This is a genomic window from Rhodopseudomonas sp. BR0C11 (genome assembly GCF_010820945.1).
GTDB lineage: Bacteria > Pseudomonadota > Alphaproteobacteria > Rhizobiales > Xanthobacteraceae > Rhodopseudomonas > Rhodopseudomonas palustris_H.
On the sequence record NZ_QTKI01000841.1, the window covers coordinates 1 to 491 of the forward strand.

At 67.4% G+C, this 491-nt stretch carries 1 protein-coding gene; it reads right to left on the reverse strand.

Annotation, left to right across the window (positions count from 1 at the left end):
- A partial coding sequence (locus DYI24_RS27715) for a DUF1932 domain-containing protein (RefSeq protein WP_164574580.1) occupies positions 1 to 491 on the reverse strand: 491 nt, incomplete at both ends.

Here is a 491-nt window from a genome sequence, read left to right on the forward strand (position 1 = left end):
CTCTCCGTCTCGTGGGCTCGGAGATGTGTATAAGGGACAGGACCACGGCGTCAGGCCGGCTTCGCGCACCGTCTCGGCGACTTCGCGGACTTCCTCGGCGCGGCGGCGGCCGTGTTCGATCACGCGCTGGAAGAAATAGGCGCCCTGCTTCTCCCAATCGATCGACGGAAACGTCTCCTGCAGCGAGGCGATTACCGCGTCCTCGACGCCGTAGGCCCGCGCGGTGGTGAAGCTCTCGATCACCATCGCCTCGAGGCCCTTGATCATGATGCTGCGGCACATCTTGGTGGCGGAGGCGACGCCGAGCTGGTCGCTGGCCGGCTTGGCGGCGAAGCCGAGCGTGTTGATCAGCGGCGCCAGTTCGGCAGCGTGCGGGCCGCCGAGCAGCAGCGGCACCTTGATGCGATATGGCGGCACCGAGGTCATCACGGCGCCTTCGACATAGCGTCCCTGAGCGCTGTCGATCAGCGAGGCGGCGCGCTGCTTGGCGC